This is a genomic window from Prevotella sp. P4-119 (genome assembly GCF_002251345.1).
Lineage (GTDB): Bacteria > Bacteroidota > Bacteroidia > Bacteroidales > Bacteroidaceae > Prevotella.
Window position 1 is genome coordinate 10,619 of sequence record NZ_NPJB01000083.1, and the last position, 23,034, is coordinate 33,652.

A 23,034-nucleotide genomic window follows, 5' to 3' on the forward strand; every position below is an offset into this window, starting at 1 on the left:
CATCTTGACTATAAAGGTATATTATTTCATTTGTGTTTCTTCCTTTTATTCTTCCCCATGGTCTGCCGTCATAGACGCTATGTAGAAGGCATTGGAAGTGACAACAGTTGCATTCTTGCTAATAGGAGCGACGAAATCTATTTGCGTATATCCCAATTCGCTTACACCTGCAACGACTTCCATCTGCTTGAATTGATATTTTACGTCATTGCCTTCTTTGTGTTTTTTTTCAAGCACGAACACATATTGCTTGCCATTGGCATTTACAATAGCATCGTCAGGCAAGGCTGGCACATTTTGTTTGCCCATACTGATGATGCCTGTCACATACATGCCAGGAATAAGTTCAGTGATGTTCTTTGTATCAATACCGACACGTACGGATATAGCCTTGGTGTCAGAATCCATCGAGCGATTAATTTCTCTTACTGTTCCCTTGAAATGAATATTCGGGCTATTGGTGATGACGAAATCTACTTTCTGCCCTTTAGCAACTTGATTGATATTGCGCTCAAAAACATTCAAGTTGCAGAACACAGCGGCATTGTTGGCTACTTGCATCAATGATTGTGAACTTTCCGTATAGCTTCCACTCTTTATGCTTATCTTCGTCACGATGCCAGAAATTGGAGCAGAGATAGCTACCTGCCGTATGATTCTGCCTTGTTTCACAAGGTTGGTGTTAATGCCAATTTGACGGAGCTGGTTGTAAAGCCCTGTCTGGCGAGCCAGTGCCATCTCGTATGCTGCTGATGCCTGTTGCAAGGTCTTTTCCACTCCTGCCTTCTGTGAAGCCAATGTCTTTTGGCGTAGCAACTCCTGATGTGTTACATTGGTCTCTTTTACAGCAATGAGATAGTCTTTCTGCAATCCTACGATTTCGGTATTCTCTATGTGTGCAACCACTTGACCTGCTTTCACCAGCTGTCCTTCTGTTACATAAATTTTGCGGACAACACCTCCTACGAGAGAAGTCACGTCTGCCATATCCTGCGGGTTGAGCTGAAGTTCGCCATTGGCACGTATCACATTGTTGAGAGAGCGACTCTCAACCTTGCCGAGCGTAATGCCAACCGTCTTTATCTGTTCTTGAGTAAGTTCAATGGTTTCATAGCCTTGCTCCTCTACTTTGTTTTCCTTTACTTCTTCCTGCTTGCCTTTTGTGCATGATGCAAGAAATATGCTGATGACAGCAATGATGATGATATTAAATGTTTTCATTGTTTATTTCCGTTGAGATAATTGATATTGATGATAGCTTGATTATAGTCGTTGACAGCATCTATGTAACGAAGTTGTACATCAAGAGCCGAAGTTTGGTTTTGTATGTATTCCACATACCCCATTTCTCCGTTCTCGTAGTTTATCTGAGATAGTTTCGCCATGAGTGCTGCCTCGGCGTTGCCTTGTCTTTCGTAATAATCAAGAACTTGTTTTGCTCTCATATACTCATTTGTGGCATCACGCATAAGCGTTTTCTGCTGCTGTTCTGCCAATGCACGCTCATTCTGCACCAACTCCACATCACGTTTGGCAGCCTTGACTTTTGACCGATTGCTTTTCCAAAACAGGGGTATGCCGATGCCTACCTCAAATCCCATGAAGTTACCTTTGGAAAACCTACTTCTGTCAACATTGTAAGGATTGAATCCTTTGATGACAGCCTGTGTTGTAAAGCCGAGAGTGAAGCTTGGCATATACCCCTGCTTGGCAAGCGAAACACTACGTTCATTGCTTATGAGGCGTGCTTGCATGTTTCGTCCAAGTGGCGTGTCTGAGAAATTAGTTTCCCCAAGATTCGCGTCATGTAGTTTTGCCAACCCCTCGTTTTGAGGAGTGAAGTCAGTATTGGTATTGATGAGCTGTTTCAACTGCAATAAATATTTCTTGCAGTCATTCTCTGCTCTTTGCAAACTTATCCGATTTTCATTCAGCAATCGTTGTGCATTCATCTGTTCCAACTGGTTAGCCTCCCCCGATTTGTACTTAGCCGATGCCAGTTGCAGAAAGTGCTGATATACGCTGTCTTGCTTTTGCAACACGAGCAAAGTGCTATGTGCATGAAGCCACGAGTAATATGCAGATGTTACATCTCTTACCAACTGGTTGCCTACTATTGCCACCTGACTTTGCGCAACGGCAGTCTCAGCTTTCAAGAACTTGTTTCGGGCGTTATACACCGTAGGAAAATCAAAGGTCTGGCTTATCAAAATGCCATTGTCTGGACTTCCGCCAGATGTCGGATCTTGGCTGAGCGTTATAGAGGTCTTTTCAATATCAAATGTTGTACCCTGCAAGTCTTTAGCTTTTCCAACTGCAATTTGCCCATTTCTCATATATAGGCTGTTGTCAAGAGCGAGGTCTATGCATTGTTGCAAAGACCAACTCTCATTTTGTGCGTACATGGAGGCGAATGCCATAGACAGTACGCCTAATATAAACAATCTTATTCTTGTCATACGTTTGTTTCTTTTTTCTTGGTGAATGTCTTATAAATAGATGGCAAGACAACAAGTGTCAATATCGTGGCTGTTACCAATCCGCCGATGACCACAGTAGCCAACGGTCGTTGAACCTCAGCACCGTCACCAGTTGACAAGGCCATAGGCATAAAACCTAAGGAAGCTACCAATGCGGTCATGATGACAGGACGAAGACGGAGCATACAACCATCTATCACTCGTTTTTTTACATCCGTCACGCCTTCTTTCTCAAAAGTATTGAACTGTCCTATCAGTACAATACCGTTCAGTACAGCCACACCAAAGAGGGCAATGAAACCTACACCTGCGGAAATGCTGAAAGGCATACCTCGCAGGCATAAAGCCCACACACCACCAATGGCAGAGAGAGGAATGGCTGAGAATACGAACAAGGTTTCCCTGATATTCTTCAACGTAGCATACAGCAAACCCAAAATGACGAGCAATGCCAAAGGAACTGCCAGCATCAAACGACCGGTTGCCTCTTGAAGATTTTGGAATTGACCGCCATAAGTGTAATAATAACCTGCTGGCAATTTTAGTTCCTTGTCTAAAACCTCCTGAATTTCATCTACTGTGGTCTGTATGTCTCGTCCTCTTACATTGAAACCGACAAATATCCTTCGCTGTCCATCCTCATGTGTAACCTGTGCAGGTGCATCAGTCAATGTAATCTGTGCTACTTGCTGGAGAGGAATTGTTCCACCATCGGGCAGAGGAAGGTACAGACTTTCTATAGCTTTTATATCATTACGTAAGTCCTTGTCCATACGCACCACCAAGTCGAATCGCTTGTCGCCCTCAAACACATATCCCGAGCGGCTTCCTGCAAAAGCAGTTTCAAGCACCTTGTTGGCAGTTCTTATCGAAATGCCATATTTAGCCAGCTGATCTCGGTTGTACTTTACTTGAATCTGTGGCAAACCTTGTACTTTCTCGACAAATGGGTCAGACACCCCGTCAACACGCTTGATAAGAGATGCCACTCGCTTTGCGGATGCTTGCAGAGCATCAAGGTCGTTGCCGTATATCTTGATGGCGACATCCTGCTTAATACCTGTAATCAGTTCGTTGTTTCGCATTTGGATTGGCTGTGTCAATTCGGCTTCCATTCCAGGAATAGCTCCCAAGGCTTCTTCCATCTTTTCCATGAGTTCGTCCTTTGTCTTGGCAGATGTCCATTCTGCTTTCGGATAGAGGGCTATAAGCATGTCTGCTCGTTCTATAGGCATTGGGTCGGTTGGAATCTCTGAACTACCGATGCGAGTTACCACCTGCTTCACCTCCGGGAACTTAGACTTCAATATCTTTTCTGCCTGAGTGCAGGTCTTCACCATCTGAGAGAGTGATGTACCTTGTGCCATGCTGATTTCGGCTGCAAAGTCACCTTCTTCAAGATTCGGGATAAACTCACCGCCCAAACGAGTGAAAGCGAAAAGGCTGATGCCGAACAGCAGCACCATGGAAGCTATGAGCACCTTGCTATGTTGCAGACTTTTGGTGATGATAGGCTTATACCAACTCTGTAACTTGTTTATCAGACGGTCTGACAAATTAGTCTTATGTACACTTTCCTTGCTAAGAAACAGAGCACTTGCCATTGGTACGTAGGTAAGCGAAAGGATAAACGCTCCAAGGATGGCGAAGAAAATGGTAAGTGCCATCGGACGGAACATCTTTCCTTCTATACCAGCCAATGTAAGCAATGGCAGATATACCGTCATGATAATGATTTCGCCAAAGGCTGCACTCTTACGAATCTTGGAAGCGGAATGATATATCTCCTTGTCCATCTGCTCTTGTGTTAAGCGCAAGCCATGGTATTTGTCACGACTGATACCTATATGGTGGCATACGGCTTCTACGATAATCACTGCGCCATCCACGATCAAGCCAAAATCAATGGCTCCCAAACTCATGAGGTTTCCGCTGACACCAAACAACCGCATCATACCAAAAGCAAACAGCATAGCGAGCGGAATGACGGATGCCACCACCAATCCTGCCCTATAATTACCCAAGAACAGAACGAGTATGAACACAACAATGAGGCCACCCTCGATAAGGTTGCGGGTGATGGTTCCAGTAACACGGTCTACCAACTGAGTGCGGTCTATGAATGGTTCTATGACTACACCCTCTGGCAGACTCTTCTGAATCTGCGCAATACGCTCTTTTACGTTCTTAATAACTTGCTGGAAATTCTCACCTTTCAGCATCAGTGAGATACCTGCCACCACTTCACCCTCGCCATTGCGTGTAACTGCACCATAACGTGTGGCATAACCATATTGTACTTTTGCAATGTCACGTATCAAGATAGGCGTGCCATTGACTGTCTTGACAGGGATACGCTCTATGTCTTCGAGTGTTGAAACAAGTCCCAAGCCTCTGATAAAATACTGGTTACTATTTTTCTCTATGTAGCTTCCGCCTGTGTTCTCGTTGCCTGCTTCAAGGGCATCGTAAACTTCTGTAACTGTAAGACCAACAGCATTGAGACGGTCGGCATCCACAGCCACTTCATACTGCTTCACATATCCACCCCAGCCGCTGACTTCTGCAACGCCAGGTGTTCCTGACAATTGCTTGCGGACTATCCAATCTTGGATGGTACGTAAATCTGACAAACTGTATTTGTCCTCATATCCCTTCTTTGCACGAATGGTATAATGGAATATTTCTCCCAAACCAGTAGTGACAGGAGCCATACCTATGGTTGCCTTACCTTGTGGTATGACTTCCTCTGCCTCCTTTAGTTGTTGGCTTACCTGCTGCCGAGCCCAATATACATCTGCATCGTCATCAAAAACCAATGTAATGACAGACAAGCCGCTGCTACTGATGCTTCTGCGTTCTTCCACACGTGGAATGTTGGCCAAAGCCATTTCTACTGGAGTGGTTATAAACTGCTCTACCTCTTGCGCTCCCAATGATGGAGCTTGGGTTATCACCTGTACTTGATTATTTGTAATATCAGGTGTAGAGTCAAAAGGCAACTGCGACAACGACCATGTGCCCCATATAATGAGCACCAAGGTCAACATACCTATAGTTACCTTGTTATTGATTGATAATTGAATTATTTTTTGAAACATTTCTTTATCGTTCTAATTATAATTGTATAGTTAGTGCTAGTCCTCCTTGTTGTCCGTTATAATATGGATAGACAGTGTTTGTTCGCTTGGACTGTTTGTTGTGCATCTTGCGTGAAATCGGCTCATATAACTTGTATGCCAATTTCGTACACAGAATACCCAATCCTGCTCCAAATGCCACGTCTCCTATCCAATGCTTGTTGTTATACACACGCAATGCTCCTGTACTTGCAGCTATGACATAACCACCTATACCTATCCACGGTGAAGTGTCCTTGTATTCTTGCCACAAGAGTTCTGCCCCCATGAAGGCAACTGTTGTATGCCCAGATGGAAAAGAATTGCGACGTGAGCCATTAGGACGCATCTCTCTTACTGTGTATTTCAAGCCATTTACGGATATAGCCGTCAGCAAACTTGACAACCCCAACAGCATCGTTTGTTCTTTTAGGTTATGACAACTTTTTACTCCGCACAGATTTAATGCCAATACGCTTACAGCTGGCACATACTGTGTATAGTCATCAATCCCTATGGCTATTGGCTTGTGGGTTATAACCTCATGTCCGATAGCATAGTTCAGCATCCTGCCTTTATTCATAACAATAGCCTCTGCCGTTCCATACGACATAAGTGACATTGGTATAATATAAGGCACGACACTTGACCTCTTCATAGAAGTCATGTCTGTGCTATCTTGTGTGAATGTCAAGCTGTCTTTGCTTTGTGCATACGACAAAAGAGGAAAAGCCAGTGCGCCAAGCGCCAGAATTTCCTTAATTGACATTTTGCAATAACTAATGCCTGTGCTCCAAACACTGAAGCACTTGCAAGTTCATAATAAAAATGATTGATTTGTAACTATACCTTCCATATGAATAGGTATAGTCGCTGTACGTTGCCCCCCCTTAAAAGAAACAACGCTATTAGAAACGATAAAAAGGAGGTGCCCTAAGTCCATTTATCCGCAATAGTTCCGCCTTTATAATAATAGGTATGCGAGTGTCAAACACCGTCTTAGTTGGTTCTGACACCCATCCCATAATACGAGATAAAGCCCATACTATTGCATGATATAAATAATGTATGTTACTTGTATGTAAAGTCTTTACTGACACAACATCCCAACTGCCTTGTTCGAAGCACTTTGTTCCATCGTCCTTATGTGACGTATGTTTGTCATTGTCAGCGTTGTCGCTATTGCAATGCTCCACAACGGTACATACCGCACTTTCGTGATGATGGTGCGGTATAAACGACAATGCCAACAAAACAATTGTTGTCAAAGCCAAAATAGTTATGTAGAGCTTCTGCTTCATTATATTTTCAATTTGGCTGCAAAGATAGCAAATAAACTTTGCAACTCGGTTGCAAAGTTATATGTATACCATTTTTTAGATGCGTGAACCATAGTAAAATCTGTATGACTCCTTTGCTTTTCATACTGCGGTTTCAGTAGAAACACCTCATCCTATCCCTTTTCATTGGTTTTTGGTGTAACTAAAAGTTAAATACGTTAAATATTACCTTTTCGTATCTAAACAGAATCCACATAGCCACTTTTCTACCGTTTAGAGCGTATAATACTGATAATCAACTAATAATAGATACGAAGACTGCAAGGCGCTTGCACACATCGACCTCCCGCAGTCGGTAACGACCATTGGGGTGAACGCCTTCAAGAACACAGCCCTGACAGAGGTGCCTGTGACGACGAGTCTGAAACTTATCGATTCTAACGCCTTCGAGGGTTGCAACGGCCTCACATCTGTATCGCTGCCAGCAAGTGTGCAGATAGAGACTGAAGCTTTCAAAAACTGCAAGAACCTGAGAAAGGCAACCATCAGTGCAGAGCATAGAGGCATACCCGACGACATCTACATGATCTTCATGGGTTGCCCGTTTGCCCAAAAACCATTGACATCGGTGCCTTCTTGTGTAACGTTTAGTGAATAAAAAATGACAATAACATAGAAGTTGGCAAAAAAAATCTCTTATACGTATGAAAATTCAGCATTCGCTGGACTTTTTTCATATGTTTGCTATAGTTTATAAAACAATAGCAATATGATTAATTTCAAGAAGTTCAACAGTGTTATCTCACTCACATCGTATTTTACCTCTGATGACAAGTGCAAGCAAGCCATCATTGAAAGTCATAGGGGTGTTGGTAAGGAGCAAGACATTGTATCAAAAATTTGAGAATTATGGAAAGAAAAGTTATTTTATCTATCCTTAGAAATTTAAAAGTTGTAAGATTTGAAGAAAATGCGAAATACGGCTTTTTAGGAAACTTGTTTTATGAAGATTATGTTTTTGGAGTATATCTATTTGAAGACTCTGTGGGTCAATATATTTGTCTTGAATATATTGTGAATAATGTTAGTGATATAGAAGATTCTTTAAAGTCTATAGATGAACGAGTCATTGCAGGTAAATATATTGTTAAAGGCACAGACATTATTTTACAAACCTTCTTTCCTGTTTTATTTGAAGAAACTTTTTTTGAACGTCAAGTAAACAATTCAATGAGTGTATTACAACGAATGATACATATTTGTAGGCACTAAAAATGCAACCAGAAATGGCTGCGTTTTATAGGTTAATTGTGCCAACTGCTATGTTATTGCCAAAGTTTTTAAACTATGTTTATCAGAAAGACATCGTTCTAAGCAATATCGGAGTTATTGCTGTTGAGAAAATCGATGGCAAGATGAAGATTTGTAAAGTCCAAATGTGTGGTTTTTATGGAATTTAACCTATGTGGTATTAAAAAATCTAAATTATTAGTTAAATAAAGCTAAAATTTAGATCAAAGACTTGACAACGGGGGGTGTGATGTTGTATCTTTGCACGCGAACCAAGGCTGATTTTCAAAACAAGGATGAGGCCTTTGCAATAAACCACAAGTCTTATCAATTAAAAATTCTCATTTATGTTTACAAATGCGACTCTAAACACCTCAAACTGGTTACAACAGCAGGACTATGGTTCTTCGATAGACACCCGACCAGTTCTCGATAGCTTCTCGTTCGGTTCTCGTTGGGTTCTCGTTAGGTCCTCGTTCGTCTCTCGTTCGTCTCTCGTTGCTTATTCGTTAGTCTATCGAAGACCGATCGAGAACCGAACGAGGATTGAACGAATTTCGAACGAGAGAAGGACGAAAGAAGATCGAGAAAATGACGGAAAACCATCGAAGACTTGACGGGAAACTGTCCAGTTTGATGGGAGTGGTAGTTTTCTGTTTCCCAACGTTAAGCCAAATGAGCTGAACTGTCTTACTTTTGTCCTTACAGGACGTAGGCTAAATAATCCACATACCCACAGGGTGTTACCCTGGGCTATGAAGATATTGCCCCATTCGGGGCGTTAGTAACCAAACAAACAAAAGCAGGTGTTAGTAACCAAACAAACAATTGTGGGTGGTGTAACCAAACAAGCAATGGTGGGCTGGTAACACAACAAGTAAAGGCGGGCTGAAAGCCCAATGGCTTCCATAGCCCAGGGCATCGCCCTGCGGACATAGGACAATATCCCCAACCACGTCCTGTAAGGACAAAAGTAAAAGCCTGGTTCAATCCCAAATATAATCTTTAATAAAAATCTTTGACCAAAATGCGCTCGAATACCTCGCTTTCGGGGAGTATTTTTATGGGGATCGCATCGAGATGCTCGAATTTTTGGAGTAGCGAAGACAGAGTGAGAGCTCGCTTTCACTATGCTGAGTCACGACAAAAATAACCTATGGTGTAAATCTTAATGAAAATCTTGAGAATAATCTTTAACTATAATCTTTTCCGTGTACTCCGTTTAAATTCCGTCTAAGATCCGATGATTGATTTCTGGACCGTTTAGGTCCTTAGATTTTACATAAAGATTTCCACATAAGATTTCTTGCCGACAGGCAACATAAAATATAATTTTTAACAAAAATTTTTCTCCGTGTCCTCCGTGTGTTCCGTGGATAATAAAATTTCTGTGATTTCTGATTTCTGTGTGAGACCTTATCCGGAGCACCAACGCAAAAAAATAGAGGGACTGTTTGGTTATCCCCCTACTTTCAAGTTGTTCCATAGTGTGATTAGTGCCTTCATGTCCGGCAAAACAAGGTCGGCACCCTCGTTGGCAAGTGTTGCGTCGGGTAGTGGACCGGTATTTACAGCAATGGTGAAACACTGTGCTGCAACGGCAGCACGCACACCGAGTGGCGCATTCTCCACCACAATGGCTTCCCAAGGTTGAATGCCTGCTTTCTTCATTCCTATGAGATAAGGCTGCGGATCAGGTTTCCCTCGTGTGACATCAAAACTTGTCACTACCAGATCACTACATACTAAACCATGCAGATCGCTGTCGAGTTTGGCTAGTAAGGTGCGTTGACCACTACCTGTCACCACACATATCTTCAGTCCGTCTGCCTTGATTTGCTCCATCAATTCGCGGATATTGGGAATCATGCCAGTCTTGGGCAGTTCGGCAAAGATGCCAGACTTGACATTATACATCCGTTGCGCTTCCTCATCAGAGAGTTCACGTTGCCATTGTTGGCGCGCTTTGAGTTTGATGGTTTCCACACCGCGCATGCCCTCATAGAGGTAAGCCTCTTCTGGTGTCATGTCGATATCAAACGATGCCATAGCCTTATGCCAAGAGTAGGCATGGTTAGGCATGGAGTTGTAGATGACACCATCCATATCGAAAAGCACGGCTTTCGGACAGAATTGTCTGAAGCCGTGCTTTTGTTTATACGATTCTATTTCGTGCATAGATTCTTATTACTGTTCCTGTGCAAGACGCTCCTTGATAGCTTTTGAGTCTGCTTCATAACCGGGCTTTTCGAGCAGGGCAAACATGTTTTTCTTGTATGCCTCAACACCTGGTTGGTTGAAGGGATTCACACCAAGAACGTTGCCACTGATACCGCAAGCAATCTCAAATAAGTAGATGAGCTGTCCGATGTAGTATTCGTTGAGCTTAGGTACAGAGATGCGGATATTGGGCACACCACCGTCAACGTGTGCGAGACGTGTGCCGAGCTCAGCCATCTTGTTAACCTCGTCAACACGTTTTCCGGCGAGGAAGTTCAGACCATCGAGGTTTTCTTCGTCGCTGGGGAACAGCATGGTGCGGTTAGGTTCTTCTATGCTGATAACGGTTTCGAAGATGGTACGCTCACCATCCTGAATCCACTGACCCATAGAGTGCAGGTCGGTAGTGAAGTCGCAGCTGGCGGGGAAGATACCCTTTTTATCCTTACCCTCAGACTCTCCGTAGAGCTGTTTCCACCATTCAGAGAAGAAGTGGAGCTTGGGTTGGTAGTTGACCATAATCTCAATCTTCTTACCGGCACCATACAGACCGTTGCGCACGGCAGCATACTGAGCAGCGAGGTTCTCTTCGAAAGGAACATTCTTACCGCAGGCTTTCTCCATATCGGCAGCACCCTTCACGAGTTGCTTGATATCGAAACCAGCGCAAGCGATAGGCAGCAGACCTACTGGAGTGAGTACAGAGAAGCGACCACCTACGTTGTCGGGGATGATAAAGCTCTTGTAACCCTCTTTGTCAGCGCAAGTGCGAGCGGCGCCACGCTTAGCGTCGGTCACAGCTACGATAACGTGTTTTGCCTCGTCTTTACCCATCTGAGCCTCACACTGCTTCTTCAGCAGACGGAAGGTGAGGGCAGTCTCGGTGGTAGTACCAGACTTAGAAATGTTGATGACGCCAAATTTCTTTCCTTTCAGATAGTCGGTCATCTCTGCCAGATAGTCTTCACCGATATTGTTTCCTGCAAAGAGGATGGTTGGATTTTTCTTGTCTTGGATAAGCCAGCTGAACGAGTTGCCCAGAGCTTCAATCACTGCACGTGCACCCAGATAGCTTCCGCCGATACCGGCAACCACTACCACTTCACACTTTTCGCGAAGCGTATTGGCTGTTGCCTGCAATTCGTCGAGGAAAGACTCGGTGATGCTGCTGGGCAAATGGAGCCAACCCAAGAAGTCGTTACCCGGACAGGTGCCGTTCTCCAGCGCTTCCTGCGCTGCCTTTACCTTCGGTTCGAAGGCTTTCACTGCGCCAGCCTCAAGAAACGAGGCTGCTTTTGTGATGTCAAGTTTGATATTGCTCATAATTGTTGCAAATATAATTTGGTTATATATTATCTTTACTTTTTTTCTAATAGGGTCTGCCTCCTATCATCTGAATGAGTCGGTCAGCAGTTTGATCTCAATCTGTGGTGAGATGCGCTCGTAGAGTATGTTATAGACCGCGTCGAGGATGGGCATGTTGACATGGCAGTGGCGGTTTATCTCCTTCATACATTTGGTACCGAAGTAACCCTCTGCTATCATCTCCATTTCAATCTGTGCCGACTTGACGGAGTAACCCTTTCCTATCATCGTACCGAAGGTGCGGTTGCGTGAAAAATTGGAATAGCCCGTAACGAGCAAATCGCCGAGATATACCGAATCTACCACATTGCGCTCAATGGGATGTACCACCTGCAGGAATCGCTGCATCTCCTGTACTGCATTCGACATGAGTACAGCTTGGAAATTATCTCCAAACTTCAGACCGTTGCAGATACCGGCAGCGATGGCATATACGTTCTTCAGTACCGAAGAGTATTCAATGCCGATGACATCGGTAGAGGTCTTGGTCTTGATCACCTGGCTTGCCATGACGTCGGCAAAGGCGTGTGCCTTTTCGCGGTCAGCGCATCCGATGGTGAGATACGACAGGCGGTCGAGTGCCACTTCCTCGGCATGCGACGGACCTCCGATACATGCCAGATTGTCGTATGGCACATCATATACCTGATGGAAATATTCCGAGCATACGAGGTTCTCATCGGGCACAATACCCTTGATGGCTGTGATGACAAATTTATCGCGGATGCGTGTCTTGAGTTTTTTGAGGTGACTCTTCAGATAGGGCGACGGTGTGACAAAGACAAGGGTGTCATACTGTTGCACAATCTTGTTGATATCCGATGAGAAGTATATTTCGTCGGTATTGAAGCGCACACTCATCAAGTAGGCAGGATTGTGTCCCAACCGTATGAAATCCTCGATACGGTCGTCACGGCGCATATACCATCCGATGTGGTGGGTGTGTCCTACCACAATCTTGGCAATGGCTGTTGCCCAACTACCACCGCCGATGATTGCTATTTTACCGCAGTCGAACATTTCTTTTTAGTGTTTACTGTTTGTAGTTCTTATGCTCAATGTCCAATGTCCCGTTGTGGCTGTTGGCTTTCACCAGTATGCTTACAACAGAACATTGGACACGAAGTATTATGCGTTACTTTTGTCAATCCACTGCTGGATGACATCAACAGCAGGTTTGGTCATTTCAAGCTTGTATTTCTTGACAATGTCACCAATCTTCTGTTGCAATCCTTGGGCTTTCTCTTCCTTGATGTTTTGCACAAGGTTGAAACCTGCCTTACGCAGCACGGGTACCCACTCTTCGCCGACACCCACTTCTGCCCATTCGGCAACGCTGCTCTGTGGAATCTTCTTCTCTGGCTTCATCTGTGGGAAGAACAATACCTCCTGGATATAGGTCTTGCCTGTCATCAGCATCACCAGACGGTCGATACCGATGCCAATACCACTTGTAGGAGGCATACCGTATTGCAAAGCGCGTAAGAAGTCTTGGTCGATGATCATTGCTTCGTCATCACCCTTATCAGCCAGACGCATCTGATCTACGAAGCGCTCTTCCTGGTCGATGGGGTCGTTAAGCTCAGAATAGGCGTTAGCCAACTCCTTACCGTTTACCATCAGTTCGAAACGCTCGGTCAGTCCTGGTTTTGAACGGTGCATCTTGGTCAGTGGCGACATCTCAACAGGATAGTCGGTGATAAAGGTAGGCTGGAGGAAAGTGCCTTCGCAGAACTCACCGAAGAGTTCATCAATCAACTTACCCTTACCCATGGTCTCGTCAACATCCATACCTTTCTCTTTGCAGAAGGCGCGGATTTCCTCTTCGCTCTTGCCGTTGCAGTCGAAACCGGTCTTTTCCTTGATAGCGTCAAGGATAGGCAGACGGCGGTAGGGCGCCTTAAACGAAATGATTTGGCCATCGATTTCGCGTTCGGGCTTGCCGTTGACAGCAATACAGATGGTTTCAAGCAGTTTCTCGGTGAATGTCATCATCCAGTTGTAGTCCTTATACTGCACATAAAGTTCCATGCAGGTGAACTCTGGATTGTGGTTGCGGTCCATACCTTCATTGCGGAAGTTCTTGCCAATTTCATATACTCCTTCAAAGCCGCCAACGATGAGGCGTTTGAGGTAAAGCTCGGTGGCAATACGCATATACATGTCTTGATCGAGCGCATTGAAGTGGGTGATGAACGGACGGGCTGATGCACCACCGGCAATAGACTGCAGTGTAGGAGTCTCTACTTCAGTATATCCTGCTTCATCGAGTACACGGCGCAAGGTGCGGATAACGGTGGCACGCTGCAGGAATGTATCCTTCACACCATCGTTCACAATCAGGTCAACATAGCGCTGACGGTAACGCAGTTCGGGATCTTCAAACTTGTCGTAAGCCACACCGTCCTTGTATTTCACGATAGGCAGTGGTTTCAGACTCTTCGACAGCAGGGTCAGTTCCTGTGCATGTACCGAAATCTCACCTGTCTGTGTGCGGAATACGTAACCCTTGATACCGATGAAGTCACCAATGTCAAGCAGTCGCTTAAATACCTTATTATATAAGTCTTTGTTCTCGTCGGGGCAGAGGTCGTCGCGCGAGATATATACCTGTATGCGGCCTTTACTGTCCTGCAATTCTGCAAAACTGGCTTTACCCATGACGCGGCGGCTCATCATACGACCTGCGATGCACACCTGACGGGGCTCAGCATCGTCGTTGAAATTGTCGCGGATATCGGTAGAATAGGCATTGGTGGGATATTCTGCTGCGGGATAGGGGTTGATACCCATCTGGCGCAGTTCCTGCAGACTTTCGCGTCTGCCAATCTCTTGTTCACTAAGTTCTAAAACGTTCATATCTGACTTTTCTTCTGTTATATGCGTGCAAAGGTAGTAATTTTATCTGATTATCTCACTTTTTTTATCCCTTTTTTATAATTATCAAGGTGTGTTAATGTCACAGAAAGGGGTGATTGACGAAAAATAGATAAAAAACTGCAATACTATTTGGCTGTTATCAGAAAATATATTATTTTTGCAATGTATTACTATTACAACCAAGCAAATGTTGCACGAAAGAATCAAAACACGGGTAGTTGGTGTCGATATCAATGTAGATCAGACGACCTACGCAGTGATAGACATTCGTGGCCATATCATAGCCAGGGATAGTTTCTCTTCGGAAGATTACCCGAAAATCAATGACTATATCTTAAAGTTGTCAGAGAGCATCCTTGAGATTGTTGAAGCCAATGGCGGATACGAAAGCGTACGATCTATTGGTATTAGTGCACCCAGTGCCAATCAAGTGACTGGATGTATTGAAAATGCGCCCAACCTGCCTTGGAAAGGCGTGGTACCTTTGGCTGCTATGTTGCGCGATAGCTTGGGTATTGCGGTTGTTCTTGGCAACGATGCCTATTCTTTCGCCTTAGGTGAGCATGCCTTTGGTCCTGCCCACGGCATGAAGAACTTTATACTCGTCACCATCGGCAGTGGTACGGGAAGCCGCTTCTTCAGCAATGGAGAAGTCTATAATGGCAATCATGGATTTTCCGGTGAGGTCGGACATATTTGTGTCGAGCCTGGTGGACGTCTTTGTGGTTGCGGTAAACGTGGATGTTTGGAAACCTATACTGCGCAGAAAGGCTTCATACAAACAGCGCGGGAAGTTCTTGCAGAGAGCGAATTGCCCTCTACGCTACGCAGTGTAGATAAACTGACCGTTCGCGCCATTGCTGAAGAGGCTGTGGCTGGCGATGAACTGGCAAAAGAAGTATTGCATCGCACAGCCGAGTATCTGGGATTGGCATTAGCCAACTATGCTTCTCTTGTCAATCCCGAAGCCATTATCCTGACGGGTGATGTGACAAAGGGCGACCAGATGTTGCTTGAAATGGTCAATGAGGTGTTTGAAGCACATGTGTTCCATAATATGAAGGGCAAAGTAAAACTCTTGCTCTCTCAGATTGACGAACAGGAGCTCAACCTTCTTGGTGCCAGTGTAATGGCATGGGATGTGAAAGAGTACTCACTATTCTTGTAGTAAGTTCCTCCCTCATGCTTCCCATTTTATGAATGACAGAAAACAATAAAAAAGTAGAAACATTGCATTATGGGTGTTACAATAAAAAATAAAGTAGTGGGAGTTGTCGTCGGATACGATATGGCTACCTTAGCCATTGTCGGTGTGCGTGGCGACATTATTGCTCGCGACTCTTTCTATATATCGACCTACCACGATATCAACGATTTCGCTGGAATGCTCTGTGAGAAAATTACATCACTCATCGCAGCCAATGGTGGCATGGAGAGCATCCGTTCGGTAGGAATCAGTGTGCCCAGTGGCAACTATGTGACGGGATGTGTGGAAAATTCTCCGAATATGCCTTGGAAAGGACGCATCCCCTTGGCATCAATGTTGTGCGACCGCTTGGGCTTGGCAGTAGGTTTGGGTAATGATGCCCATGCCACTGCAGTAGGCGAGGCAGCTTATGGTGTAGCTCATGGTATGCGCAACTTCATCGTTGTCTTGTTGGGCAATGGCGGACTGGGCAGTTGTTTCTTCTGTAATGGTCGTGCCCATTTAGGTGTAGAAGGCTATGCGGGCGAATTTGGCCATACCTGTTGTAAAGTGGGTGGTCGCAAGTGCAATTGTGGTCAAGAGGGATGTCTGGAGGCTTATGTCTCGGCACGTGGCATGATACAGACTGCTCGTGAGATCCTTGATCAGCATCCAGAAATGGACAGTATGTTGCGCCGTATGCCTGAAATGACTATGAAGATCTTGAAGCAAGCCTGCGAAATGGAAGACAAGGTGGCATTGGAAACCGTGCGCTATACAAGTCGCATCTTGGGTATGAAACTTGCCAACTATGCTTCCATAGTCGATCCTGAAGCTGTTATCCTCACTGGCGAACTTGCCATGTTCGGTAAGTGGATGATGCCCGACCTTCGTGCTTGTTTTGAAGAGAATGTATTCCACAATAGCCGTGACAAGATAGAATTGTTCTTCTCCGATTTCGATGAAGGGGAGCGAGACATCCTTGGAGCCAGTGCCTTGGCATGGACGGTGAAGGAATACTCGTTGTTTAAGTAAACTGTAGGAATGGATATAGAACATATCAAACAAATTATTTCAAGCAGTCCCAATCTCAGTACCGTCCTCGGCATGGAATTTATCTCCACTCCCGAGGACGATATCTGTATGGCACGTATGGCTGTTGATGAACGCACACGTCAGCCTTTTGGCTATCTTAGCGGTGGCGCTTCGTTGGCATTGGCAGAGAATGTGGCTGGTGTCGGTTCGTCGGCACTCTGTCCCGGATGTGCCTGTGTGGGCATTGAAGTCAGTGGCAGCCATGTCAAAGCTGTGACAGAAGGGGAGACGGTGACCGCCACTGCACGATTGCAACATCGTGGAAAGACCCTTCATGTGTGGAATGTAGAACTCCGTGATACGTCTGGTGATTTGATATCCACTGTGCGTGTCACCAATTATATCATACCATCCCATGAATGAAACAACAGCTTTTGCCATATATCGCTTGCCCCATCAACAGCAGTGTGTGCTGGTGGATCAGATTGGCGGACTGCCACGCGAGTTGCCATCGTGTGCCGAACTGTGTGGCTGCGAGGGATTTGTCATGGCTCCCTTTGCTCCTTCTGCAGATTGTCCTATATTGCTGTTGCGCCCGGACAGGGTATATACTTTTGCTTGTGCAGACCATGTGAAGGCATTGATTCCTGTAGATTCGGTAGAAAATATAGAATCGCAGATTGAACCGCAACCTTTTTCTCATGCCGACTATCAGGTAGATTTCGCCAATTTCCACGAACATCTTGTCAATGGCGAGTTTAGCAAACTCGTCCTTTCCCGCAGTGTTGACATCAAGCGTAAGCCAGGTCTTACGGCAATCAGTCTTTTTGCCGAAGCCTGTCGCCGTTATCCACGGGTGATGGTGGCATTGGTTTCCACTCCGCAGGCAGGTACATGGCTTACTGCCACTCCCGAAATTCTGTTGTCGGGCAGTGGTCGCTTCTGGCAGACTATGGCTCTTGCCGGCACCATGCCCTACAGCGACAAGGTGCGGTGGAGCGATAAGAATATTCAAGAGCAACGGTATGTGGCTACTTATGTCACTGAGGTGTTGGAACACTATACTTCCGATTTCACCGAACATGGTCCTCGCACGGTGCGTGCTGCCCATTTGGCACATCTGCGCAGCGATTTCCATTTCACCTTGTCGAATACCGACAGGGTGGGAGAACTCATTCAGGCACTCCATCCCACACCGGCTGTATGTGGTCTGCCCAAGGATGAGGCTCGCCAGTTTATCCTTGCCAACGAGCATCACGACCGTCGTTATTATAGTGGTTTCATGGGACCGTTGTCACTTCACGATACGACCCATCTCTATGTCACCTTGCGCTGCATGCAACTCTTCAACAGTCATTGTCGCCTTTATGCCGGTGGTGGCATCTTGCCAGAAAGTAACGAACAGTTGGAATGGCAGGAGACCGAAGCGAAACTCGACACTATGCGTCGTCTTTTCCAGTAATCATTGCTTATAAACACTAAATCTCTCGTGATGTATTATTCATCGAAAGAAAACGTCAATATCCTCACCGCTTTATTGGTTGCCCATGGCGTGCGCCATGCTGTGGTGTGTCCCGGCAGTCGCAATGCTCCTATAGTCCACAACCTTGAGGCCTGTCCTGATATCCAGTGTCATCCGCTTACCGATGAGCGCTCGGCAGGCTTTTGTGCGCTGGGCATTACTGATGCTACCAACCAACCCGTAGTGGTGTGTGTCACCAGTGGGTCGGCATTGCTCAATCTCGCCCCTGCAGTGGCAGAGGCTTACTATCGCCACCGCCCATTGGTCGTGGTTTCTGCTGACCGTCCTCCCCAGTGGATTGACCAACTCGATGGGCAGACCCTGCCGCAACCTGATGCGCTTGGACGCTTTGTGGCAAAGGCTGTCTCATTGCCAGAACCTGCTGATGATGAGACACGATGGTACTGCGAACGGTTGGTCAACGAGGCATTGTTGGAACATCGCGCGCCTGTACATATCAATATAGCCATCAGCGAACCGCTTTTCGATTTCTCTTGTCCCTCGCTCCCTGCTGTTCGTTGCATGGAACGCATCGAGGCTGAGATGCCCAACCATGTGTTGAGTCACATCGGCCGTATGTTCATGTTGTCCAAACGTCCTATGCTTATCAGCGGTCAACCCTTCAACCATCGGTTGGATGAGATGGTGATGATGGTAGAACACGACGAGAGCTATGTGCCCGACCTCGTGGCCTATGTTGGCTTACCCATAGTGAGCAAACGGGTAAGGAAGTTTTTGCGACGTTCCAAAGAGTCGTGGCTGATCAACGAAACAGGTGAGGTCAGCGACCCCTTGATGAATCTCACTAAGGTCATTGTAGGTGATTCCGATATGGTGGTTGATCATTTACACTTCCTGCTCGAACAAGATCCCCATCCGTTTGTGCAGCGTTGGCAGACTTTGGCGGCAAAGGTTGATGAGGCTGTGAGTACCTTTGATGCTCCTTTCTCGCAGCTGCTTGCTGTTCGTCAACTTGAAATGCGATTGTCGGCATTGCCCATGGTCTATCGCCATTATGCCAACTCTACCGCCATCCGACTGGCGAATAGTTTTGCTACGGGTGCATTATGGTGCAACAGGGGTGTCAATGGCATTGAAGGGTCACTGTCCACTGCTGTCGGTCAAGCCATGGTAGTCAGTCCGTGGCCTTTGTTCTGTGTCATCGGCGACCTCAGTTTCTTCTACGATCAGAATGCACTATGGAACAATCAGCTACCGTCCAATCTCCGCATCCTGCTGCTCAACAACGGTGGGGGAGGCATTTTCCGCCTTTTACCTGGATTGGAAAAGAGTCCTGCTCGCGACGCCTTGGTGTCGGCAGCCCATCATACGACTGCCGCAGGCATCTGCCAACAGTGTGGAGTGGGTTATCGCACAGCTGTTGATGCTGATTCGCTTACTGATGGGTTGCAGTGGTTAGTGTCTGCATCCGATCGTCCTTTGTTGCTTGAAGTCACCACCGACGCAGCTATTGACGAGCAAGTGATGCGCAGTTACTATCAGACTATTCTCAGATATCCTATAGATTGATTCCATCAATCGGTCATTAGCGATTATCGCTTTTGGAGTATAGCAATCGGGCAGGAAGAAAACATCTTGGTGTTTCTTCCTGCCCGATATTCATGATTTCAAAATCGGCAGTTTGTCCGATATGAGTTTATTGCTTGTGCTGTGAAGCATAGCGCAACATATTGAGCAACAGCTGTCGTCCTACAGCATCGGCTTTGTTCATGCCCTGAGTGTTGAAGGTATTCATCGACTCGTTCATACCGTCGAGATCCACCTTCTTCGTATAGGCTTCCGTTCCTTTAAGGCAAGCAGGGATGTCGAGTGTGGTAATGAGTATTCTGCCACGTCCTGCAGGAATCTCGGAGAGTGCCGAATATACCTCTTTGCGATGGTCAGACACACAACCGACCAATACTTCACCGCTCATGTCGCGCAAACCGATGCGGCGACGATTGTAGGCTGCAAAACACTGATACTCCCAGTTGAACACACAGTCGGTGGGCAATCCTTCAAAGATGGGGTGTGACCGACAGAAGAAGTTGCCACCATACCATGATCGTCCCAAGGCTTTCTCACCTCTATAGTCCATCACCTCTTTATCGCAAAGCAGATCTGCCCAGCGCACGGGATTATCTACAATGACGAGAGTGTGGCCCGAATAAACCCACTCCAGAATATCGCTGTATCCACTTCCAAACTGTGTGGGTTCAAAGGCTCCTACTATCATCAGGTCTGCCTGTGGTCTGCCACGATGGTAATTCACCGTCTTCACGCCTTGTGCATCAAGGTAGGCAGCCAGTACACCAGTGGTATCAGCCACGGCACATACACCGTCAATACCTGTTGCATTCATAGCCACGGCATAGATCTTATCATCACCGGTAGCCACGGTGCGTCCGTGTTGTTGCAGTTGGGCTTCGATGCTGACATAACCGGCACAGGGAATGCGTACCTTCCAACCAGTCATCAGATTCTCGCCATAGACCACTCCGCCACTCACTTTGACGCGCTTTTTCATCCGTGACAATACTTTGCCTTGCGCGTCGCGTGCGGTGAGTTGAAGCATGGCTGGTCCGTGGATATCCTTTCTGTTGACGATATATACATCGGTAGTCGTCGTATCGCCAACGGCAAGCACCTTATGGGTGAGTTTCACTGAGAGATAAAGTGGACGGTTGTAACGGGCTATCAGCTGTGCATCGCCTTTGAGGTTGCGGTAGTTATCTACCACACCCGAATGGTTCTCCAGTTTCATCGACTCCCATCCGTTGATGGCATAGGCATCTACTGTGTTGCTGATGTGAACATTCTCCATCACACGGCCTTGGTAATAATATGCCACATTACCCATCTGTCGAGTCAGACTGTCAACACAGGGGAATGCTTTGCTGAAGCCACGGGTGCGGAGGAAGTTGTCGTAGGCATCATACCATGCTAAATAGTCGGCAGCCTCCCAGTTGTTAGTGCGTCCCGAACGGAGAATCTCGTCGCGGATGAGTTGCAGACGTGGCGGTGTGCCGATGGCTCCTTCTTCTCCCCAATATACTATTTCGCCTTTATTATCAGAGAAACGCAGGTAGTCGTTCTTGCCTTTATAGATATAGTCATGATAGACACCGGGTCCACCAGCATGGTGGTTGTCCCACCAACCAATGTTGTGGAAGGTGGTATCGCCGGGCATCAGGTGCAGTTTGAAATGGTCGTCGGGTAATCCCTCCGGATTCTTTCCGTTGCACGAATTATAGGTGAGGATGCGCGATGGGTCGAGGCGATGTGCCATTTGCATCTGTCGGCGGTCTTCTGCCTGTGGTGAAGCACCACGCTCGTTGTGCAGATTATAGATGATGAGTGATGGATGTGATCGGTCGCGACGTATCATACGTGCCAGTTTCTCATTGCGGTAGTTGAAATAAAACTGGGTGTAGGCTGTACCGTCATCAAACTTGTTGGCGGGATATTGGTTGCCGCCGGGTTCTTCGAAATAGAGCAGACCGAGTTCGTCGGCTGCGTTGAGCACATCGGTATTGCCGATGGTGCGGTGGAAGTTGAGCATATTCATGCCCAGTTGTTTGGCGTCTCGCACCTGTTTGTAGGCGAGCTCGCGAGAAGGAGTAATACCGTTGTCGGGCCAGAAACTCCATGAGATGGCGGTGATGAGGGTGATGCGCTTGCCGTTGAGGTAGAACTGTCGGTCACCTTTTACGTCGCGCACTTCAAACCATCGGAATCCGAAACGTTGTGTCAACTCATCGTTGCCCAGTTTGGCGGTAAGTTCGTAGAGGTTGGGTTCTTCCACACTCCATAGTTTGGCTTGAGGTAAAGAGAGGGTCAGGGTTTTCTCGCTACCATCCATCTGTTCCTGACGACTCCATACTACCTTGTTGCTTCCGCGTTCTCTCAGTTCGAGTTTCAGTGGTGTGGCTTGTTTCACGCCTTCTGCTGCTATGTGTACTTTGACGGTAGAGGCGGCTGGGGTGTTCTCCACAAACATATCGCTGATAAACGTATTGTCGGTTGCCACGAGGTGAATACGTCCTGTGATTCCTCCAAAACCATGTGAGGGATTGGTGAGGTAGGCTCCCCACGCATAACACTGCGAGTCTTTCCAGTTGAAATTGCCGTTGGGGTCGGTGATGCGAACAGCTACCTCATTCTTTTGTCCCACTTTGGCGTATGGGGTGATATCCACTTCAAAGGGAGTGCTGTTGACCAAATCGTAGCCCACCAATTGGCGGTTGACGAAGATCTCGGCACGGAAGCGCACGGCATCAAACTGCAGAGCGATGCGCTTGCCTTGCCAGTTGGCAGGCACATCAACCTGCGTGCGAAACCATGACACGCCGACATAATTGCCGGTCACACCATAGGTCTGACCATTCCACCCCCACATCTCACCTTCCACAGTGGCAGGAAGATGCACACCAGTCTTCTGTGGGTGGTCGAGCAACTGCCATCCGCCTGTGGGCAGATTGACTGGCAGCGATGCCATGGTGACGGGCGGTGTGAAGAGTTTGTCGTTTGCCCACTGTGCTTGAGGATCGAGGGTGATGTCCCACGCTAATGGCGACAGGTCAATCTTGTCACGTGCCGCACTCTGTAAAGCAATAGCAGAGAGGGCCATTAGTAACAATCTTTTGATTTGCATAAT

The 23,034-nt window shown here is 46.5% G+C and carries 17 protein-coding genes and 1 pseudogene; 9 read left to right on the forward strand and 9 right to left on the reverse strand.

Annotation, left to right across the window (positions count from 1 at the left end):
• Nucleotides 1-45: 45 nt before the first annotated feature.
• Genes CIK89_RS09250 through CIK89_RS09265 form a run of 4 tightly spaced genes read right to left on the reverse strand, consistent with a single transcriptional unit; the run spans nt 46 to nt 6,368 of the window.
• Nucleotides 46-1,221, reverse strand: coding sequence for an efflux RND transporter periplasmic adaptor subunit (locus CIK89_RS09250; protein ID WP_044074738.1), 1,176 nt, complete (start codon nt 1,219-1,221; stop codon nt 46-48).
• Nucleotides 1,218-2,459 carry a TolC family protein gene (locus CIK89_RS13675; protein WP_082030915.1) on the reverse strand — a complete coding sequence of 414 codons (1,242 nt, stop codon included), beginning with the start codon at nt 2,457-2,459 and terminating at the stop codon, nt 1,218-1,220. Before CIK89_RS13675 ends, CIK89_RS09250 begins: the two co-directional genes overlap by 4 nt.
• Nucleotides 2,456-5,581 carry an efflux RND transporter permease subunit gene (locus CIK89_RS09260; protein ID WP_094391089.1) on the reverse strand — a complete coding sequence of 1,042 codons (3,126 nt, stop codon included), beginning with the start codon at nt 5,579-5,581 and terminating at the stop codon, nt 2,456-2,458. The genes CIK89_RS13675 and CIK89_RS09260 overlap by 4 nt, the downstream gene beginning before the upstream one ends.
• Before the next feature lie 16 nt (nt 5,582-5,597).
• A complete protein-coding gene (locus CIK89_RS09265; RefSeq protein ID WP_044074736.1) occupies nt 5,598-6,368 on the reverse strand; it encodes a phosphatase PAP2 family protein in 771 nt (256 codons plus the stop codon).
• 830 nt (nt 6,369-7,198) lie between these two features.
• Here CIK89_RS09265 and CIK89_RS09275 point away from each other — a divergent pair.
• The 4 genes and pseudogenes from CIK89_RS09275 to CIK89_RS13585 all read left to right on the forward strand — a co-directional run.
• Nucleotides 7,199-7,537: pseudogene (locus CIK89_RS09275) on the forward strand (leucine-rich repeat domain-containing protein); the annotation flags it as partial.
• A 111-nt stretch (nt 7,538-7,648) separates the two neighbouring features.
• Nucleotides 7,649-7,783, forward strand: coding sequence for a hypothetical protein (locus CIK89_RS13945; protein WP_256387826.1), 135 nt, complete (start codon nt 7,649-7,651; stop codon nt 7,781-7,783).
• A 5-nt stretch (nt 7,784-7,788) separates the two neighbouring features.
• Nucleotides 7,789-8,151 (forward strand): hypothetical protein, encoded by a 363-nt coding sequence (locus tag CIK89_RS09280; protein WP_094391091.1) that lies wholly within the window; start codon nt 7,789-7,791, stop codon nt 8,149-8,151.
• Between the two features lie 14 nt (nt 8,152-8,165).
• Nucleotides 8,166-8,339 (forward strand): hypothetical protein, encoded by a 174-nt coding sequence (locus CIK89_RS13585; protein WP_158215008.1) that lies wholly within the window; start codon nt 8,166-8,168, stop codon nt 8,337-8,339.
• 1,288 nt (nt 8,340-9,627) lie between these two features.
• On the opposite strand, the gene CIK89_RS09295 is transcribed toward CIK89_RS13585, so the two are convergent.
• The 4 genes from CIK89_RS09295 to lysS all read right to left on the reverse strand — a co-directional run bounded on the left by CIK89_RS09295 (nt 9,628) and on the right by lysS (nt 14,613).
• Complete coding sequence (locus CIK89_RS09295) at nt 9,628-10,347, reverse strand: HAD family phosphatase (protein ID WP_094391094.1); 720 nt, start codon at nt 10,345-10,347, stop codon at nt 9,628-9,630.
• A gap of 9 nt (nt 10,348-10,356) precedes the next feature.
• Complete coding sequence (locus CIK89_RS09300) at nt 10,357-11,712, reverse strand: glucose-6-phosphate isomerase (RefSeq protein ID WP_094391095.1); 1,356 nt, start codon at nt 11,710-11,712, stop codon at nt 10,357-10,359.
• 66 nt (nt 11,713-11,778) lie between these two features.
• On the reverse strand, nt 11,779-12,774 hold the full coding sequence (locus CIK89_RS09305) for an NAD(P)H-dependent glycerol-3-phosphate dehydrogenase (RefSeq protein WP_094391096.1): 996 nt from the start codon (nt 12,772-12,774) through the stop codon (nt 11,779-11,781).
• Between the two features lie 108 nt (nt 12,775-12,882).
• The gene (gene lysS / locus CIK89_RS09310) at nt 12,883-14,613 is read right to left on the reverse strand and encodes a lysine--tRNA ligase (RefSeq protein ID WP_094391097.1); all 1,731 of its coding nucleotides are present in this window, start codon (nt 14,611-14,613) and stop codon (nt 12,883-12,885) included.
• Between the two features lie 208 nt (nt 14,614-14,821).
• Between lysS and CIK89_RS09315 the strand changes: the two genes are divergently transcribed.
• From CIK89_RS09315 to menD, 5 genes are all read left to right on the forward strand, one after another.
• Nucleotides 14,822-15,802 (forward strand): ROK family protein, encoded by a 981-nt coding sequence (locus CIK89_RS09315; protein ID WP_094391098.1) that lies wholly within the window; start codon nt 14,822-14,824, stop codon nt 15,800-15,802.
• Between the two features lie 69 nt (nt 15,803-15,871).
• Nucleotides 15,872-16,855, forward strand: a complete 984-nt coding sequence (locus CIK89_RS09320) for an ROK family protein (RefSeq protein WP_094391099.1) — start codon at nt 15,872-15,874, stop codon at nt 16,853-16,855.
• A gap of 9 nt (nt 16,856-16,864) precedes the next feature.
• Nucleotides 16,865-17,278, forward strand: a complete 414-nt coding sequence (locus tag CIK89_RS09325) for a PaaI family thioesterase (protein ID WP_094391100.1) — start codon at nt 16,865-16,867, stop codon at nt 17,276-17,278.
• Nucleotides 17,271-18,317: an isochorismate synthase gene (locus tag CIK89_RS09330; protein WP_094391101.1), complete on the forward strand. Its 1,047-nt coding sequence runs from the start codon at nt 17,271-17,273 to the stop codon at nt 18,315-18,317. The genes CIK89_RS09325 and CIK89_RS09330 overlap by 8 nt, the downstream gene beginning before the upstream one ends.
• Before the next feature lie 30 nt (nt 18,318-18,347).
• Nucleotides 18,348-19,907 carry a 2-succinyl-5-enolpyruvyl-6-hydroxy-3-cyclohexene-1-carboxylate synthase gene (menD, locus tag CIK89_RS09335; protein ID WP_094391102.1) on the forward strand — a complete coding sequence of 520 codons (1,560 nt, stop codon included), beginning with the start codon at nt 18,348-18,350 and terminating at the stop codon, nt 19,905-19,907.
• Between the two features lie 127 nt (nt 19,908-20,034).
• Here menD and CIK89_RS09340 read toward each other — a convergent pair whose 3' ends face one another.
• Nucleotides 20,035-23,031, reverse strand: a complete 2,997-nt coding sequence (locus CIK89_RS09340; RefSeq protein WP_094391103.1) for a glycoside hydrolase family 2 protein — start codon at nt 23,029-23,031, stop codon at nt 20,035-20,037.
• Nucleotides 23,032-23,034: the final 3 nt, after the last annotated feature.